We start from the raw sequence: 15,982 nt of genomic DNA, 5'->3' as shown, positions 1-15,982 counted from the left end.
ATGTTCTGACGATGATGTTCTGATTTTCAAATCATACTGGACACCCCCGTGAGTCTGCGGCACGCCACCCTGCACCAGTTGCGCATCTTTCACGCCGTCGCGCAGAACGGCAGCTTCGCGCGCGCCGCCGAGGCGCTGCACCTCTCGCCACCCACGCTGTCGCTGCAGGTCAAGCAGCTGTCGGAATCGGTGGGCCAGCCGCTGTTCGAGCAGTTGGGCAAGAAGATCTACCTGACCGCTGCCGGCCGCACGCTGGCTGCGGCCTGCGAGGACATCGAGGCGCGCATGGAACGGCTGGGCGAAGACCTCGCCGCGCTTCAGGGGGTCGAGCGCGGCAGCGTCAAGCTGGCCATCCTGACCACGGTGAAGTACACCGTGCCCAAGCTGCTCGGCGGCTTCTGCGCGGCGCACCCGGGCATCGACGTGGCGATGGTGGTGGGCAACCGCGAGAAGCTGCTGCAGCGCCTGGCGGGCAACGAGGACGACCTCTACATCATGGGCCAGCCGCCCGATCAGATGGACGTGGTCAGCGAGGCCTTTGCCGACAACCCGCTGGTGCTGGTGGCGCCGCCCGACCACCCCCTGGTGGGCAAGAAGCGCATCGCCCCCGAACGGCTGAGAAGCGAGCCGTTTATCCTGCGCGAGCCCGGTTCGGGCACGCGCCTGACGTCGGAGAAGTTCTTTGCCGACCACGGCATCACGATGAAGAACCGGCTGGAGGTGGGCAGCAACGAGGCGATCAAGCAGACCGTGGCCGGCGGCCTGGGCCTGGCCGTGCTGTCGGCCCACACGGTGACGGCGGAGCTTGCGCTGGGCGAGCTGGTTCAGCTGGACGTGAGGGGCTTCCCGCTCATTCGCCGCTGGCACGTGGTGGTGCCGCGCGGCAAGCGCCTGTCAGCAGCGGCGCAGGCTTTCAAGGACTGGCTGTTCACCCATCGGTGAGGGGCTGGGCCAAGGGGCTGATGCGCACCTGGTCGATGCGCCGGCCTTCGAGCTTGATCACCTCGAAGTGCCAACCCGCGCAGTCGACGCCCTCGCCCTGCGCGAGCAACTGGCCGGCCTCGGCCTGCATCAGGCCGGCCACGGTGTTGTAGCGGCCCTTGTCCTCGTCCGGCAGCTCATCAATGTCCAGGCGGGCCTTGAGCTCGGCCACGGGCATGGCACCGTCCACGCGCCAGGAGCCGTCGGCCTGGGGCGTGGCCCAGGCGTCCACCGGCCGCTCGGGCGACAGCTCGCCAGTGATCGCCTCGAGCAGGTCCATGGGCGTCATCAGCCCCTGCACCACACCGTACTCGTCCACCACGAAGGCCATACGCGTGGCCCGCTCGCGGAACTGTTCCAGCAGTTCCATGCCGGTCAGGGTCTCGGGCACGAAGGTGGCGGGCTGGGCATGTTCACCGATGGTTCCGGCCGTGCCCGCCTCGCGCAAGGCCAGCAGGCGGGGCAGGTGGATCACACCCACCACATCGTCCAGCCCGCCGCGGCACACCGGGTACCACGAGTGCCCGACCGACCAGGCCTGGGCCGCGGCGCCCTCAATGCTGTCGGCGGCGTCCAGCCAGTGGATGTCGGCGCGCGGCACCATGATGGAGATCAGCTGCCGGTCGTCGAGCAGGAACACGTTGCGCACCATCTGGTGCTCGTGCGCCTCGATGATGCCGGCGTCCACCCCCTCTTCCAGGCTGGCGTTGATTTCCTCTTCGGTCACGATCTGCTGCGCGCTGGTGTCGATGCGCAGCAGCTTGAGCACCCACTGCGTGGTGTGCGTGAGCAGCCAGACGAAGGGCTTGGCCCCCTTGGCGACGTAGGCCATCGGGCGCGAGACCCAGCGGGCCACGGTTTCGGGGTACAGCTGACCGATGCGTTTGGGCACCAGTTCCCCGAACACGATGGTCACGAAAGTGATGACCGCCACCACGATCGCAGTGGCCACGCCCTGGGCGGTGCCATCAGCCACGCCGAAAGTGCGGATCCAGGCCGACAGATCGTCGCTGAACGCCGCCTCGCCGACGATGCCGTTGAGCATGCCGATGGAAGTGATGCCCACCTGCACCGACGACAGGAACTGCGTGGGGTGTTCCAGCAGATGCAGCGCTGTCTGTGCGCCCTTGTCGCCCACCTCTGCCATCGCCACCAGGCGCGCCTTGCGGCTGGCCGCCAGGGACATCTCGGACATTGCGAACGCGCCGTTGAGCAGCGTGAGAAAGATGATCAGCAGGGTATCCATAATCGGGCGATGGCACTTTACCTGATCGGCGATGTGCAGGGCTGCGACGACGCCCTGGCCCGCCTGCTCGACGAGATCGCGTTTTCACCCAGCCGCGACACGCTGGTGCTGCTGGGCGACCTGGTCAACCGCGGACCGCAGTCGCTGGCGGTGCTGCGGCGCATGATGTCGCTGGAGGGCTGCGCCGACTGCCTGCTGGGCAACCACGACCTGCACCTGCTGGCGGTCGCGCACGGCGTGCGCCAGCCGCACCGCAGCGACACGCTGGACGACATCCTGCAGGCCCCCAGCCGGGCCGCCCTGCTCGACTGGTTGCGCGCACGCCCCCTGGCGCTGCAAAGGCAGGGCTGGCTCATGGTGCATGCGGGTGTGTTGCCACAGTGGGACGCGGCGCAGACGCTGGCCCTGGCGGCCGAGCTCGAGGGCGAGCTGCGCGGTCCGGACTGGGGCGTGTTCCTGCACAACATGTACGGCAACCGGCCCGACCGGTGGAGCGAGCAGCTCCACGGGCTCGACCGGCTGCGCGTGATCGTGAACGCGCTCACGCGGCTGCGGTTCTGCAGCGCCGACGGTGTGATGGAGTTCGAGACCAAGGACAGCGCGGCATCAGCGCCTGCGGGCTTCATGCCGTGGTTCGATGTACCGCAGCGGCGCACCGAGGGCACCCGCATCGCCTTTGGGCACTGGTCCACCCTGGGCGAGGTGCCGCGCCACGATCTGCTGGCGCTGGACACCGGGTGCGTGTGGGGCGGCTGCCTGACCGCGGCCCGGATCGGGTCCGACGGCGATGCCGAACGCATCAGCGTGCGCTGCGCGCAGGCCCAGAAGCCGGGCGCCTGAGCCCCGCGGGCTCAGGTGTTTTCCGCCGGAGCCGAAGCCTTGAACAGCGCCGGCACCTTCTTGCGGGACTTGATGTTGGGGGACAGGCGGCTGGTGGCCGCCGGTTTTGCCGCGGCCTCCCAGGACGGCTTGGCGTCTGCCGCCAGGGCGGGCTCATAGGGCTTGTCGAACAGCGGGTCAGCAGGCGCACGCGCCGGACGCGATGCACGGCGTTCTTCGCGCGGTTCACGGGGCTCGCGCGCTTCGCGGGCCTGGCGGATCTCGCGGCGACCTTCGTCGTCGCCCTCGCGCCAGGCGCGCTGGCCGTCGTTGAAACGGCCCGCCGGCTTGCGGTCGGACTCCAACTCCAGCGCTTCGAGCTCAAGCTTCCTGCCGATCAGCTTCTCGATGTCGGCCATCAGGCGCGTGTCCTTGCCACTGACGAAGGACACGGCCAGGCCCGAGGCGCCGGCGCGGCCCGTGCGGCCGATGCGGTGCACGTAGTCCTCGGCGTTGAACGGGATGTCGAAGTTGAACACCGCCGGCACGTCCTTGATGTCCAGACCGCGCGCGGCCACATCGGTGCAGACCAGCAGGTCGACTTCACCCTTCTTGAAGGCATCCAGCGCCTTCAGGCGCTCGTCCTGGCTCTTGTCGCCGTGCAGGGCCGTGGTCTTGAGACCCTCACGCTCCAGCGAACGGGCCAGGCGCGCGCAGCCGAGCTTGCTGTTGACAAAGACGAAGGCCTGCGTCACACCGCGCTCCTTGACGATCTGCTTGAGCGTCTGGCGCTTGTCGTCGTCGTCCACGCGGTAGAAATGCTGCTCCACCGTGGAGGCCGTGGCGTTGGAGCGGGCCACCTCGATGGTGATTGGGTCCTGCAGGTAGCTGCTGGCCAGGCGCTTGATCTCGGGCGAGAACGTGGCCGAGAACAGCAGCGTGGTGCGGGTCTTGGGCAGGTAGCTCAGGATGCGCTGCAGGTCGGGCAGGAAGCCGATGTCCAGCATCCGGTCCGCCTCGTCCAGCACCACGTACTCGACTTGGTTGAGCACGCAGTTCTTGGCCTCGATGTGGTCCAGCAGACGGCCCGGCGTGGCCACCAGCACCTCGACACCCTTCTTGAGCTCCAGCGTCTGCGGCTTCATGTCCATGCCGCCGAACACCACCGTGCTGCGCAGCTGGGTGTGCTTGGCGTACTGCTTGATCTGGTCGGCCACCTGGTCGGCCAGTTCGCGCGTCGGCAGCAGCACCAGGGCGCGCACCGGGTGGCGTGCGGGCGAGGTGGAGGCGTTCTCGTGCTTGAGCATGCGCTGCAGCAGGGGCAGCGAGAAGGCCGCCGTCTTGCCGGTGCCGGTCTGCGCGGCACCCATCACGTCGCGCCCTTGCAGCACGACCGGAATGGCCTGCGCCTGGATGGGTGTCATGCTCTCGTAGCCCATTTCCGCGATGGCGCGGGCGAGGTTGGGCGAGAGCTGGAGTTCGGAAAAGGATTGGGTCATGGACTTTCAGGTTAGCCACCTATTGTCTCACTTTGACCCTTGATTGCCCAAATGTTGGGCAGCGGCACTCAGAGGGCCCGCGTGTTGAAGGTGTCGCAGGCCTGCACGCTGCCGGTTTCCAGCCCCTTGTGGAACCAGCGCTGGCGCTGTTCGCTGGTGCCGTGGGTGAAGCTGTCCGGCACCACCTGCCCTTGGCTCTTGCGCTGCAGGGCATCGTCGCCGATGGCGGCCGCCGCATTCAGCGCTTCCTCGATGTCGCCGGGTTCCAGGATGGCCTTGTTCTTGTGGTTGTGATGCGCCCATATGCCGGCAAAACAGTCGGCCTGCAGCTCCAGCCGCACCGACAGCGCGTTGTATTCGCGCTCGCTGACACGGCGCCGGGCCTGCTCCATCTTTTCCGTCAGGCCCATCTGGTTCTGCACGTGGTGCCCCACCTCGTGCGCGATCACATAGGCCTGGGCAAAGTCGCCCGGCGCACCCAGCTGGCGCCGCAGGGTGTCGTAGAAGCTCAGATCGATGTAGACCTTCTGGTCGCCCGGGCAGTAGAACGGTCCCATGGCGGACTGCCCCGTCCCGCAGGCCGTGGGTGTCGCGCCCCGGAACAGCACCAGCCGGGGCTGCTGGTACTGGGCACCACCCTGCTGGAACATGGCGGTCCAGACATCCTCGGTGCCAGCCAGCACGGAGGAGACGAAGCGCCCCATCTCATCGTCCGGCCTGTCGGTGCTCCCCGCCGGTGCCGTCTGAGCAGGGCCGGACACCAGCTCACCACCGTCGCCCAGCGCCCCCAGTATGGTCAGCGGGTTGATGCCGAAGATCCAGCCCGCGATCAGCGCGATCACGATGGTGCCGAACCCGATGCCCCTGCCGCCCACCCGGCGCGGCGCACCACCACCGAACATGCCGCCTCCCGGCTGGTTGCGGCGGTCCTCGATGTTGTCCGACTGGCGGTTGTTTTCCCATTTCATCGCGCTGCTCCTCGGGCCGCCTGTGGCGGGGCCATTGCCACATTATGCAAACGAAAGCAGCAACAAAAAGCGCTGCCGAGGCAGCGCTTGAGAAAGTACCGGGGCTGAGGATTTCAGGCCACAGCCGGCTTGAAATCGCTGGTGGGACGGCCCTGAAAATCAGTCCAGCAGCGGCGCGTGAAGTCGTAGAGCTTGCACTTGCGCGCGGTCTCGAAGTACCAGCGCCAGGAGAAGCGCTGGATGATGATGCGGCCGGGCAGCGTGTCCTCCAGCAGCTTCTGGGCGTTCTTGAGCTTGTACAGCGGCACGCTCATGTCCACATGGTGCGCCGTGTGTTCCATGATGTGGTGCATCAACGCGCCGATCTTCATCGGGAAGGTCAGGTGCACGGTGGTGGACACAAAGGGCGCGGCCTTGGCCCAGGCGTGCTTGTCGTCGTGCCACTGCACCGCCGTGTGGGTGTGGTGCACGTAGACCACGAAGCCGATCATCGCGTTCCAGAACAGGAACGGGATGACAAAACCGTAGCCCACCAGGGCCCAGGCGGACTGTTCGGTGGCGTAGGCGGCACCGATCAGTGCGGCGATCCACAGCGCGGCGTAGACGGTCACGAACACGCCGTCGCGCGTGAATTCGGGGCGGCTGGTGCCCATGTAGGTCTTGCGCGGGAAATACATGCGGTTCCACCACATCTCGACCAGGTAGTACAGCGCAGGACCCCAGCCGCTGCGGTAAATGCGCTCCATGAGGCGGCGACCCGGGGTCAGCCCCTCGAATTCTTCCTTGGTCAGCGGGGCCCAGACAAAGTCCACGCCCTTGAGGTTGGTGTAGCCGTGGTGCACCACGTTGTGGCCGACTTCCCACAGGCTGTAGGGGGTGAGCGAGGGCACCATGGCAATGCGGCCCAGGATGCGGTTCAGGCCCCGGTGCGGCGTGTAGCTCTGGTGGCAGGCGTCGTGGCCGATGATGAACAGGCGCCCGATCACGAAGCCCGCGGCCAGGCCGCACAGCAGCTTGGCCCACCAGGCGTCCAGCAGCACCGTGCCGACGATGAGCGCCAGGAAGACCGCCCAGTCGACGGCCAGCAGAACGATGCCCATGGCCGTGCGCTGCTCGGCGATCGGCGTCAGCCAGCCCCGGATCACCTTGCGGTGAGGCAGGGGCTGCCCGAGGGGAATCGGTTCAGGCGAAGAAGCGGCGGAGGTGGATTCGGACATGCTGGTCGAGAAAAGCGGGCGCCCGGCAGACGGGCATCATTTGGAAGGGCAATTTCGCACCGGATTGGGGTGGAATCGGACAAACCTCTTGATTTTATCGGGCAGCGATGAAACCTGCCTGACAAAAGTCAAGCCGAAAATATGGGTTTTTCCGTCTAGAGAACGCCGTCTCAGGTTTTGGGCAAGGTCACGCCCACTTGCCCCTGGTACTTGCCGCCCCGGTCCTTGTAGCTGGTCTCGCAGACCTCATCGCTCTCGAAGAACAGCACCTGGGCACAGCCTTCACCAGCGTAGATCTTGGCGGGCAGGGGCGTGGTGTTGGAGAACTCCAGCGTCACATAGCCTTCCCACTCGGGCTCGAAGGGCGTGACGTTGACGATGATCCCGCACCGGGCATAGGTGCTCTTGCCCAGACAGATGGTCAGCACGCTGCGCGGAATGCGGAAGTACTCCACGGTGCGCGCCAGAGCGAAGCTGTTGGGCGGGATGATGCAGACATCGGAGTTGATGTCGACGAAGCTCTTCTCGTCGAAGTTCTTCGGGTCCACCACGGTGCTGTGGATGTTGGTGAAGACCTTGAATTCGGGTGCGCAGCGGATGTCGTAGCCGTAGCTGCTGGTGCCATAGCTGACGATCTTCTGGCCCGCGGCGTTCTGCCGGATCTGGCCCGGCTCGAAAGGCTCGATCATGCCGTGCTGCTCGGCCATGCGGCGGATCCATTTGTCGCTCTTGATGCTCATGCTGCGTGCTCCGGAGGTAAGCCGCAGATTGTAAGGATCACGCCGTCACGGTCTTTGCGACAAGGCGGTCGTCGCCCAGCACGATCAGCGCAAACAGCAGCTCATCCAGTGAATCGGCCTGTGCGGTCTTGCGCTCCAGCAGCGGCGTGGCCTTCGGATCCAGAACCACGAAATCGGCTTCATGACCCGGGGTGAGGTTGCCCACCACCCCCTCCAGGCCCAGTGCGCGCGCAGCGCCGGCCGTGTGCTGCCACCAGAGCTGGCCGGGCGTCAGGCTCAGGCCCGGCTTGGTATGGCCCTCGCGCCCCACGTAGTAGGCCGCCAGCATGGTGTGGAAGGGCGAGAAGCTGGTGCCACCACCGACATCGCTGGCAAGGCCGTAGCGCATGCCGGCCGCGTCGGCGGCGGCGTAGTCGAAGAAGCCGCTGCCCAGGAACAGGTTGCTGGTGGGGCTGACGGCCGCCGCCGCACCGGTCTCGCGCATGAGGATGCGGTCGTGCGCATCCAGGTGGATGCAGTGGGCATAGACCGCACGGTCGCGCAGCAGGCCGAAGTCGCCGTACACGCCCAGGTAGCTGCGGGCCTGCGGGTACAGCTCGGCCACCCATTTCACTTCGTCGCGGTTCTCCGCCACATGCGACTGGATCCACACATCGCTGTATGTCGCCGCCAGCTCGCCGGCACCGCGCAGCTGCGCGTCGCTGCTGGTGGGGGCGAAGCGCGGGGTGATGGCGTAGCCCAGGCGGTCGACACCGTGCCAGCGCCGGATCAGTGCCTCGGTGTCGGCCAGGCTCTGCCCGGTCTGGTCGCGCACACCGTCGGGGCTGTGGCGGTCCTGCAGCACCTTGCCGGTGATGAAGCGCAGACCGCGCGCCTGGGCGGCTTCGAAGGCGGCGTCCACCGAGACCGGGTGCGAAGTGGCAAACGTCAGCGCGGTGGTCACACCATGGCGCGCCAGTTCGTCGAAGAAAAACTCGGCCACGCCACGGGCATAGGCCTTGTCGGCAAAACGGCTCTCGTGCGGGAAGGTGTAGTTCTCGAGCCAGGGCAGCAGGCCGGAGGCCGGTGCACCGATCACGTCGGTCTGCGGGTAGTGCACGTGCAGGTCGATGAAACCGGGCGCGATCAGGTGGCCGCGCAGGTCTTCAACAGCGACACCGGCCAAGCGGTCGATGAGTGCGTCGTGGCTGCCCGCGGCGCGCACCACCTTGCGACCGGTGGCATCGGGGCCGACGACCAGCAGGCCGTCGCTGTCGTAGAGCGGCAGGCCTTGGTCATCGAATCTCAGGAGGGCGGCACGGTAGGCTTTCATCGCCCCCGGAGCTTAGCGGCTCCAGGGACCGGCAGCATAGCGCCTGCCACATAGTCACCATTTGGCGGCGCGGGTCATCGCGGCAGCTTCGTAGCCACGCCCTCGACCAGCCAGTTCATGCCCAGGATGGCGCCATCGTCCAGCGACTGGCCGGCGGCGATCATGGTCTTGCCCTCGTTGTCCTTCACACCCGTCTTGCCCCCAGCGAATACCGTCAGCCGGCCGTTGGCCATGTCTTTCTGACGCGCCAGCACCTCGGCCTGCACGGCGGCCGGCACCTTGCTGCCGAAGCTGTCGACGCGGATCATGCCCTCGCGCACACCGCCCCAGACCTGTGCGCTCTTCCAGCTGCCGTCCAGCACGGCCTTGACGCGGCGGGTGTAGTAGTCGCCCCACTGGTGGGTGACGGCAGCGACCTGCGCGTCCGGCGCGACCTTGCGCATGTCGGAGTGGTAGGCCACGGCCAGCTTGCCGCGCTCCTGCGCGGCCACCATCACCGCATTGGAGCCGGTGTGGAAGGCCAGTACCTCGGTGCCCTGGTTCATCAGGCTCATGGCCGCGTCGCGCTCGCGCGGCGGGTTGAACCACTCACCGAGGAACACGACGCGCACGGTGGCCTGGGGATTCACCGAACGCATGCCCAGGGTGAAGGCGTTGATGCCCTGCAACACCTCGGGAATCGGGAACCCCGCCACGTAACCGGCCTGCGTGGCCATGCGGCCGGCGGCAATGCCGGCGAGGTAGCGGCCTTCGTAATAGCGCGCATTGGACGCCGCCACGTTGGGCGCGGTCTTGTAGCCAGTGACCGACTCGAACTTCACGTTGGGGAACTCGCGCGCCACTTTCAGCGTGGGTTCCATGTAGCCGAAACTGGGCGTGAAGATGATCTGATTCCCCTGCATCGCCAGGTCGCGGATCACGCGCTCGGCGTCCGGGCCTTCGGCCACGTTCTCGACGTAGCTGGTCTTGACCTGGCCAGGCAGCGCGGCCTCCACGGCCAGGCGGCCCTGGTCGTGCTGGCGCACCCAGCCGGCGTCGGTGAGTGGCGCGACGTAGACGAACGCGGCCTTGACCGGCGCCGTGGATTGGGGAAAAGCGGGGGAGAAAAAACAGGCGGCCGCGAGCGCGGCAGCGAGGTTTTTGTACATGGTGGTCCTCTACATGGCTTCCGGAAGACAAAAAAAGCGAGCCGGGGAAGCACCGGCTCGCTGGAACGTGATTTTACCGGTGTGCTGCCAGCCCCGGGTCGGACCGTGGCGGTCCGAGGTCGTACAGGTAGGCCGTGGTGCCGGGGCCGTCCAGTTGTTCGATCAGCGCTCCCCGGCGGTCCGCGTGGTCGAGGATGAAACGCTGCTCGTTGACCCTGACGCGCGGCCGGCAGTGGTTGCAGTTGTGGCTGAAGACGAACCAGGTCCGGCCCGCGCCCAGCGCACGATCGATCTCGCTCAGGTAGAGCGCCGGCTCCCAGCGGTGAAAAGTCCCTTCAACAAACTCGCCGGTTTCGAACCCGTACCGCGCTGCGTAGAAGGAGAACGCGGGCACCGCGCCGTAGTACACATAGATCTGGTCCCCAACGCGCCGGTGGTCAGCCACCTCCTTCATCAGCGGCTTGATCTCCTCCATCACCGGGTGGTCCCGCAGATGCTGCCTGTCAAGGTCAACGGCATGGAACAGCAGCAGGCTGGCCAGTCCGAGGTACACGCTGCCTGCCAGCCCCGGGTGCCGGTCGGGCAGCCATTGACGGCAGCGCTCCACCCCTTCGGCCAGCGCCAGGGCAGCGGCGGGCATCATGAACAGCAGGAACCGCCCGTGGAACGGGTAGCGCGACAGCGCCGAGGCGACCAGCGTGGCCACCAGCGTGAGCACCATGGCCAGGGCCAGGGGCCGTCGGCGCACCCAGAGCGACGCGCCCCCAACCAGCAGCAACAGCGACGGCACCGCGCCCGCGTGAAAAGAGAACAGATGGTTCAGAACGCCCGACAGGCTCGCCCGGTACCAGCCCCAGTGCGACCAGGGCGGCAGCGGCGCGAAGCTGCGGCGCCAGAAGTCGATGAGGGACGGGTTGGCCGCCACATGACGAAGGTGCAGCAGGTACAGCACCGCGAAGCTGATCGCCCAGGCGGTGGCCACGCCGCCCCAGGAGCGGAGAAACGACGGGGCGCGCAGCTCGCGCCAGTGCAGCGACACCACCGCGCCGCCCAGCCCGGCCAGCACGAATACCGACGGATGGGAAAACCACACCGCCAGCGCACCGGACAGGGCCAGCCGTGTGCGCGCCCGCGACTCGGCTGGCTGCTTCAGTGCCTCGCCGAAACACCACATCAGATACGCCGCCACCAGCGCATCCAGCGAGTACTGCTTGAGTTCGCTGCTGTAGCGCACATGCTCGGGCGCCAGCGCCACCAGCGCCAGGGCCAACCAGGCGAAGGGCCTGCTGCCGTCCTGGCGCGCCAGCAGGAACACCATCGGCAGCAGGGCCAGACCGGCCAGGAGAGGGACCACCCGCAACAGGTCGTCGGAGCCACCCAGCAGGTGGTGGATCAGCCACTGGAGCAGGAGGAATCCGAGTGGTGCGGCCTGGTCGTACAGCAGCGGCTGCACCAGACCGGACAGGCTCTGGCGCTGGATGTTCACCCCCAGCATCGCCTCGTCGAGCCAGAGGGAACGCCCGGGCGCAAAGTAGTCCAGCCTGAGGAACAGGGCCCAGGCCAGCACGGCCAACACAGGCAGCCATTGCCACGGCAGCCCCGTCTTGCGAATCGTCACCGCCCCACTCCTTCGCCAAACGAATGGGCGAAATTGTGGGTCGCGACACTTTGGAAACGCTTAAGGCGGCCTCAGCCCACAGCGCACGCGGCGATGCGGTCGAACATCTCACTCCGGCGCTGCTCGGAGACAAAGCTGGCCTCCACGCTGTTGCGCGCCAACTGGACCACGTCCTCGCGGCTGAGGTCCAGGGCCTGCACCGTCTGTTCGAAGTTGGCGTTCATGTAGCCGCCGAAATAGGCTGGATCGTCCGAATTGACCGTCGCGCACAGGCCAGCGTCCAGCATCTTCTTCAGCGGGTGGTCGCGCAGGTCGTCCACCACGCAGAGCTTGAGGTTGGAGAGCGGGCACACGGTCAGCGGCATCCGGGTGTGGGCCAGCTCGGCCATCAGCAGCGGGTCCTGCAGCGCGGCCACGCCGTGGTCGATGCGCTGCACCTTCAGCAGGTCGATGGCCTGCCACATGTACTCGGGTGGTCCCTCCTCGCCCGCGTGGGCCACGAGCTTCAGACCCAGCTCGCGGCAGCGCGCGAACACACGCTCGAATTTCTCGGGCGGGTGCCCGACTTCGCTCGAATCCAGCCCGACGCCGATGAAGTGCCCGCGGTACGGCAGCGCCGCCTCCAGCGTGGCGAAGGCGTCTTCCTCGCTGAGGTGGCGCAGGAAGCACAGGATCAGCGCCGAGCTGATGCCCAGCTCGAACTCCGCCCGCTTGCACGCGCCGGACAGCCCCTCGATCACCGTCGCCATGGGCACGCCGCGCGCGGTGTGGGTCTGCGGGTCGAAGAACAGCTCGGTGTGGACGACGTTGTCGGCCTTGGCGCGCAGAAAGTAGGCCCAGGCCATGTCGTGGAAGTCCTGCGGCTTCAGCAGCACGCTGGCACCCGCGTAGTAGATGTCCAGGAAGCTCTGCAGGTCGGTGAAGGCGTAGGCCGCGCGCAGCGCCTCCACGCTGGGGTAGGCCAGCGGCACGCCGTTGCGCTGCGCGAGGGCAAAGATCAGTTCGGGTTCGAGCGAACCTTCGATGTGGATGTGCAGTTCGGCCTTGGGGATGGCACGGGCGAGTTCGATGGCGTTCATGGGGTCCTTTCGGTTCAGCACACACCCAGCGAGATGCCGGTGCGGGCCAGGTAACGGCGGTAGGCGCTGGACATGCGGTCGGCGGGGCCATGCACTTCGGGGATGGCGCCGTCCTTGCCGATGGGCAGGCGCCGGGGCTGCTGCGATTCGACGATGGGCTTGTCCTGCGCGAACACCGCGTCCTGGAAGGCGCGCAGCTCTTCGTCGTCGCTCAGGTCGCCCAGCGTGGCCATGGCGAACCAGGCGGTGCAGGCTTCCGATCCGTCGGGGCGGATGAACAGTGCGATGGCATTGCTGACCGGGTCGCCCTCGGCCGCGTCCTTGCGCAGGATGGCCGCGAAGGGGTGTGGCACCTCGTAGCGGTAGGCCACCCAGCCGCCCTCTTCCGCGCCTGCGTAGCCCCTGGGCTGCCAGGCCTTGCATTCGCGCGCATGCACACCGTCGGCGTCCTCGTCCACCCGGCCAGTGTCCACCTGCGCGTGGCTGCGCGCACCCAGCCAGCCTTCGTGCACGAAGCCGAAGTGGCTCAGGTCCAGGAAGTTCTCCACCAGCCGCGGCGCGCTGGTCTCCACCGCGTAGGGTCCGCAGACCACCTGCCGCCACAGGGGATCGTCCCAGGGCTCGAACGCGGGCGGCTGCGCCAGCGAGGCGGGCAGCTGCGAGAGGTCGGGCCGCTCCAGCCGCACCCACACCAGGCCATGGCGCTCCTGCGCCTCGAACGCCTGGGCGCAGTGCGCGGCGGGGGGCTCGAAGGCGGGGGCTGCCGGCACGTGCACGCAGCGCCCCACGGACACCGGCGCACCGTGGTGGCCTTGCGCCGCGGCGCCATCGCCCGCGAACTGCCAGCCGTGGTAGGGGCACTCCAGCCGCGCGCCGTGCAGGTGCGTGAGCACCCGCCCCAGCGACAGCTTCGCGCCCCGGTGCGGGCAGCGGTCGGCCCAGGCGTGCACCACGCCGGGCTGTCCCTCGTGGCCATGCTCGCGCCACAGGACGACGTCCTGCCCCAGCAGCGACACCGCCTGCGGCGCATCGCGCAGGTGGATGCCCGCGATAACCGGGTGCCAGAGTTGTCTTTCGATCACATGACCTCCAAGAAAAAAAGCCGCTGCGGGTGCAGCGGCTTTGGGCCAGGGCACCGCAGGTCCGGCTGTGCCGGCCTGCAGGTGCCGCCCCCTGGAGGGGGTCGCGCCTTCGGCGCGGCAGGGGTGGGCTCAGTTCGGCAGCTTGCCTTCAACGCCCTTGACGTAGAACTTGATGCCGCCGAGGAACTTGTCATCGGCCACAGCGTCCTTGGCCAGCACTTCCTTGCCGTCCTGACCCACGATCGGGCCCTTCCAGATGGAGAAGGAACCGTCCTTCAGGCCGGCCTTGATGGTGTCGATCTTGGCCTTGGTTTCGGCCGGCACGTCTTCGGCGATGGAGACCATGTCGATCGCGCCTTCCTTGTGGCCCCACCACACGCCACCGGTGGCCCAGGTGCCTTCCAGCGCGTCCTTGACGGACTTGATGTAGTACGGCCCCCAGTTGATGACAGCCGAACCCAGGTGGGCCTTGGGACCGTAGGCGGTCATGTCGGAGTCCCAGCCGAAGGCGCGCTTGCCCATCTTCTCGGCGGTCTGCAGCACGGCCGAGGAGTCGGTGTTCTGCATCAGCACGTCGGCGCCACCGTTGATCAGCGAGGTGGCTGCTTCGGTTTCCTTCGGCGGATCGAACCAGCCGTTCACCCAGACCACCTTGGTCTTGACCTTGGGGTTCACCGACTGCGCGCCCAGGGTGAAGCTGTTGATGTTGCGGATCACCTCGGGAATTGGGATCGAGGCCACGACGCCCAGGGTATTGGACTTGGTCATGGAACCGGCGATCACACCCGCCATGTAGGCGCCTTCGTAGGTGCGGCTGTCGTAGGTGCGCAGGTTCTCGGCCGTCTTGTAGCCGGTGGCGTGCTCGAACTTCACGTCCTTGAAGTCGGGTGCGACCTTGAGCATGGGCTCCATGTAGCCGAAAGTGGTGCCGAAGATCAGCTTGTTGCCCTGGCTGGCCAGGTCGCGGATCACGCGCTCGGCGTCGGCGCTCTCGGGCACGTTCTCGACGAAGCTGGTCACGATCTTGTCGCCGAACTCGGCTTCGAGGGCCTTGCGGCCGTTGTCGTGGGCGAAGGTCCAGCCGCCGTCACCGACGGGACCGACGTAGGCGAAGGCGACCTTCAGCGGCTCGGCCTTGGGTGCCTCCGCGGCGGCCGGGGCCGGTGCGGGCGCAGCCGCCGGCGCGGCCGCCTCTTCCTTCTTGCCGCAGCCGATCAGGGCCGCGCTGGCCACAGCCGTCAGGGCCGCCAGCTTGATCAGGGAACGCTTGTTCAGGTCGGTCATGGAAACCTCTTGGTGGGTTGGGAGTGAAATGAAACGAACAGTGAATGATTATGAACCGGCACCAGCTCAGGAGCCCGGGTAGAACGGCTTGCCGATCGAGGCCGGCATGTTGACGCGGATCCAGGTCGGGTTGCGCGAGATCAGGACCAGCACAACGATGGTGGCGAGGTAGGGCATCATGGTCAGGAACTGGCTCGGCACATTGACGCCCATGCCCTGCAGGTGGAACTGCAGCATGGTCACGCCACCGAACAGGTAGGCCCCAAGCAACACGCGTGCCGGGCGCCAGGTGGCAAAGGTGGTCAGGGCCAGCGCGATCCAGCCCTTGCCGGCGATCATGCCCTCCACCCACAGCGGGGTGTAGACGGTCGACACGTAGGCGCCGGCCAGACCGCACAGCGCGCCGCCGGCCATCACGGCCAGCAGGCGGATGCGGCGCACCGGGTAACCCAGCGCGTGCGCCGATTCGGGGCTCTCGCCCACGCTGCGCAGCACCAGACCGGCGCGCGTGCGGAACAGGAACCAGATCAGCCCGAAGACCAGGCCCACGCAGACGTAGACCATGGGGTGGTGCCGGAACAGCGCGCTGCCGATGAAGGGGATGTCGGCCAGCAGGGGGATCGCGAAGGTCGATTGCTCGGGCAGCTTTTCCTGCACGTAGGACGTGCCGGCGAAGGCCGAGAAGCCGGCCCCGAACAGCGACAGCGCGAGCCCGGTGGCGTACTGGTTGGTGTTGAGCCAGATCACCAGCCCGCCGAAGATGGCCGCCAGCAACGCGCCCGCCGCCATGCCGGCGGCGAAGCCGGCCACCGTGCTGCCGGTGTGCACCACGGTGGCAAAGCCCGCCAGGGCGGCGCAGAGCATCATGCCTTCGGCCCCCAGGTTGACGATGCCGGCCTTCTCGTTGATCAGCAGGCCCAGCGAGGCGATGGCCAGCACGGTGCCGGCATTGAGCGAGGCGGCGATGAGGAGTGCGGTGGATTCCATGT

At 67.3% G+C, this 15,982-nt stretch carries 14 protein-coding genes; 2 read left to right on the top strand and 12 right to left on the bottom strand.

From position 1 onward, the window contains the following. The first annotated feature begins 48 nt into the window (after positions 1-48). Positions 49-942 carry a LysR family transcriptional regulator gene (locus tag HPS01S_RS12640; protein WP_066156422.1) on the top strand — a complete coding sequence of 298 codons (894 nt, stop codon included), beginning with the start codon at positions 49-51 and terminating at the stop codon, positions 940-942. Here HPS01S_RS12640 and HPS01S_RS12635 read toward each other — a convergent pair. Continuing rightward, positions 929-2,227, bottom strand: coding sequence for a hemolysin family protein (locus tag HPS01S_RS12635; protein WP_066156419.1), 1,299 nt, complete (start codon positions 2,225-2,227; stop codon positions 929-931). The two genes, HPS01S_RS12640 and HPS01S_RS12635, sit on opposite strands and share 14 nt — an antisense overlap. A 9-nt stretch (positions 2,228-2,236) precedes the next feature. Here HPS01S_RS12635 and HPS01S_RS12630 point away from each other — a divergent pair, with 9 nt between their 5' ends. Beyond that, positions 2,237-3,067 (top strand): symmetrical bis(5'-nucleosyl)-tetraphosphatase, encoded by an 831-nt coding sequence (locus HPS01S_RS12630; RefSeq protein WP_066156416.1) that lies wholly within the window; start codon positions 2,237-2,239, stop codon positions 3,065-3,067. Between the two features lie 11 nt (positions 3,068-3,078). Here the strand turns inward: HPS01S_RS12630 and HPS01S_RS12625 are convergent, their stop codons facing one another. The 11 genes from HPS01S_RS12625 to HPS01S_RS12575 form a co-directional block, all read right to left on the bottom strand. Further along, positions 3,079-4,545 carry a DEAD/DEAH box helicase gene (locus HPS01S_RS12625; RefSeq protein ID WP_066156413.1) on the bottom strand — a complete coding sequence of 489 codons (1,467 nt, stop codon included), beginning with the start codon at positions 4,543-4,545 and terminating at the stop codon, positions 3,079-3,081. 68 nt (positions 4,546-4,613) lie between these two features. Further along, positions 4,614-5,513: a KPN_02809 family neutral zinc metallopeptidase gene (gene ypfJ, locus HPS01S_RS12620; RefSeq protein WP_066156411.1), complete on the bottom strand. Its 900-nt coding sequence runs from the start codon at positions 5,511-5,513 to the stop codon at positions 4,614-4,616. Between the two features lie 113 nt (positions 5,514-5,626). Continuing rightward, complete coding sequence (locus HPS01S_RS12615) at positions 5,627-6,730, bottom strand: fatty acid desaturase (protein WP_066156408.1); 1,104 nt, start codon at positions 6,728-6,730, stop codon at positions 5,627-5,629. A 170-nt stretch (positions 6,731-6,900) separates the two neighbouring features. Beyond that, the gene (gene dcd, locus HPS01S_RS12610; protein WP_066156404.1) at positions 6,901-7,470 is read right to left on the bottom strand and encodes a dCTP deaminase; all 570 of its coding nucleotides are present in this window, start codon (positions 7,468-7,470) and stop codon (positions 6,901-6,903) included. A 37-nt stretch (positions 7,471-7,507) separates the two neighbouring features. Then, positions 7,508-8,782 carry a guanine deaminase gene (guaD, locus tag HPS01S_RS12605; RefSeq protein WP_066156401.1) on the bottom strand — a complete coding sequence of 425 codons (1,275 nt, stop codon included), beginning with the start codon at positions 8,780-8,782 and terminating at the stop codon, positions 7,508-7,510. A gap of 74 nt (positions 8,783-8,856) precedes the next feature. Further along, positions 8,857-9,930: a BMP family ABC transporter substrate-binding protein gene (locus tag HPS01S_RS12600; RefSeq protein WP_066156396.1), complete on the bottom strand. Its 1,074-nt coding sequence runs from the start codon at positions 9,928-9,930 to the stop codon at positions 8,857-8,859. A gap of 73 nt (positions 9,931-10,003) precedes the next feature. After that, positions 10,004-11,548, bottom strand: a complete 1,545-nt coding sequence (locus tag HPS01S_RS12595; RefSeq protein ID WP_066156393.1) for a glycosyltransferase family protein — start codon at positions 11,546-11,548, stop codon at positions 10,004-10,006. A gap of 71 nt (positions 11,549-11,619) precedes the next feature. Beyond that, the gene (locus tag HPS01S_RS12590) at positions 11,620-12,627 is read right to left on the bottom strand and encodes an adenosine deaminase (protein ID WP_066156390.1); all 1,008 of its coding nucleotides are present in this window, start codon (positions 12,625-12,627) and stop codon (positions 11,620-11,622) included. A gap of 14 nt (positions 12,628-12,641) precedes the next feature. Continuing rightward, complete coding sequence (locus HPS01S_RS12585; RefSeq protein WP_066156387.1) at positions 12,642-13,709, bottom strand: Rieske 2Fe-2S domain-containing protein; 1,068 nt, start codon at positions 13,707-13,709, stop codon at positions 12,642-12,644. A 129-nt stretch (positions 13,710-13,838) separates the two neighbouring features. Beyond that, a complete protein-coding gene (locus HPS01S_RS12580) occupies positions 13,839-14,993 on the bottom strand; it encodes a BMP family ABC transporter substrate-binding protein (RefSeq protein WP_066156384.1) in 1,155 nt (384 codons plus the stop codon). A gap of 66 nt (positions 14,994-15,059) precedes the next feature. Continuing rightward, a complete protein-coding gene (locus HPS01S_RS12575; RefSeq protein ID WP_066156381.1) occupies positions 15,060-15,980 on the bottom strand; it encodes an ABC transporter permease in 921 nt (306 codons plus the stop codon). Positions 15,981-15,982: the final 2 nt, after the last annotated feature.

The sequence above is a fragment of the Hydrogenophaga pseudoflava NBRC 102511 genome (genome assembly GCF_001592285.1).
Classification (GTDB): Bacteria; Pseudomonadota; Gammaproteobacteria; order Burkholderiales; family Burkholderiaceae_C; genus Hydrogenophaga; species Hydrogenophaga pseudoflava.
This window is presented reverse-complemented; position numbering and strand designations above follow the sequence as displayed.

Bases quoted from the DNA above. Each gene is read 5' to 3' on its own strand.
- HPS01S_RS12625 (WP_066156413.1), bottom strand. From the start codon at position 4,545: ATGACCCAATCCTTTTCCGAACTCCAGCTCTCGCCCAACCTCGCCCGC.
- guaD (WP_066156401.1), bottom strand. From the start codon at position 8,782: ATGAAAGCCTACCGTGCCGCCCTCCTGAGATTCGATGACCAAGGCCTG.
- HPS01S_RS12590 (WP_066156390.1), bottom strand. From the start codon at position 12,627: ATGAACGCCATCGAACTCGCCCGTGCCATCCCCAAGGCCGAACTGCAC.
- HPS01S_RS12575 (WP_066156381.1), bottom strand. From the start codon at position 15,980: ATGGAATCCACCGCACTCCTCATCGCCGCCTCGCTCAATGCCGGCACC.
- HPS01S_RS12630 (WP_066156416.1), top strand. From the start codon at position 2,237: ATGGCACTTTACCTGATCGGCGATGTGCAGGGCTGCGACGACGCCCTG.
- dcd (WP_066156404.1), bottom strand. From the start codon at position 7,470: ATGAGCATCAAGAGCGACAAATGGATCCGCCGCATGGCCGAGCAGCAC.
- HPS01S_RS12615 (WP_066156408.1), bottom strand. From the start codon at position 6,730: ATGTCCGAATCCACCTCCGCCGCTTCTTCGCCTGAACCGATTCCCCTC.
- HPS01S_RS12600 (WP_066156396.1), bottom strand. From the start codon at position 9,930: ATGTACAAAAACCTCGCTGCCGCGCTCGCGGCCGCCTGTTTTTTCTCC.
- ypfJ (WP_066156411.1), bottom strand. From the start codon at position 5,513: ATGAAATGGGAAAACAACCGCCAGTCGGACAACATCGAGGACCGCCGC.
- HPS01S_RS12635 (WP_066156419.1), bottom strand. From the start codon at position 2,227: ATGGATACCCTGCTGATCATCTTTCTCACGCTGCTCAACGGCGCGTTC.
- HPS01S_RS12580 (WP_066156384.1), bottom strand. From the start codon at position 14,993: ATGACCGACCTGAACAAGCGTTCCCTGATCAAGCTGGCGGCCCTGACG.